Below are 922 nucleotides of genomic sequence, written 5' to 3' on the forward strand. Positions count from 1 at the left end.
GGCCCGACCGCGCCCTCACCCCGGCCCCCCGCCCCGAAGGAAGCGACGTCCAGGGCGAGCGCCCCGACGTCGCCCGCGCCGTCGACGAGGTCAAACGCCTCCTCGGCGAGGGCCGCATCACCCAGGCCGTCGACATCCTCGGCGCGATCCTGCCCGCCGCCGCGGCCCAGCACGGCGAGCACTCACCCGTCGTGCGCACCCTGCGCAAGCAGTACGCCGCCACCCTCATGGACGACGGCCAGTACCGCCGCGCCCTGCCCGAACTGCGCCGCCTCGCCGACGAGCGCGCCACCGAGGCCGGCCACGCCGACCCCCAGTCCCTCCAGTTCCGCTACGAGGTCGCCCAGTGCCTCGAAGCCCTCGGCGAACCGGCCGCCGCCCTCGCCGAGTACCGCTCCCTGCTCCCGTACTACGAGAACCAGTACGCCACCACCGACCTCCGGCTCGCCCTCGAAGTGCGCCGCCGCATCGGCCAGTTGCTCCTCGCCGTCGGCGACCGCGGCGCCGCCCACGAGACCCTGCTGCGCCTGCTCCACGACGCCGAGCGCCTGCACGGCCCCGGCCACCCCTTCCCCGCCGAGGTCCGCCGCACCCTCCACTGGCTCGGACAAGTGCGCGGCTGACCCGCCCGGGCGGAGTTCAGTACCCCAACTCCCGGCGAATCGTTGTCGAATAGGTGGCCCAGCAAGCGGTCACTGCCTAACATCGATCAACGTCGGACTTTGTGCGCCCACCCGTCGCCCGACCACCGCCCCAGCCGGACGGACGCGCCACGCGCGGCGGAACGCGCACAAACTACTCGCAGGGAGGCTCCACCTTGCACCGCCGCACCAGCCGCCGCACCGCGCTCGTCCTGTCCGCCGCCGCACTCGCCGCGGTCCCCGTCCTCACCGCCTGCGGGAACGAGGCGCACCCCGGAGCC

At 74.5% G+C, this 922-nt stretch carries 1 pseudogene; it reads left to right on the top strand.

The features are described from left to right. Positions 1-623 (top strand): annotated as a pseudogene (locus tag GTW43_RS12830) (serine/threonine protein kinase); the annotation flags it as partial. Positions 624-922: the final 299 nt, after the last annotated feature.

Origin of the sequence: Streptomyces sp. SID5785, assembly GCF_009870065.1 — a bacterium.
Lineage (GTDB): Bacteria > Actinomycetota > Actinomycetes > Streptomycetales > Streptomycetaceae > Streptomyces.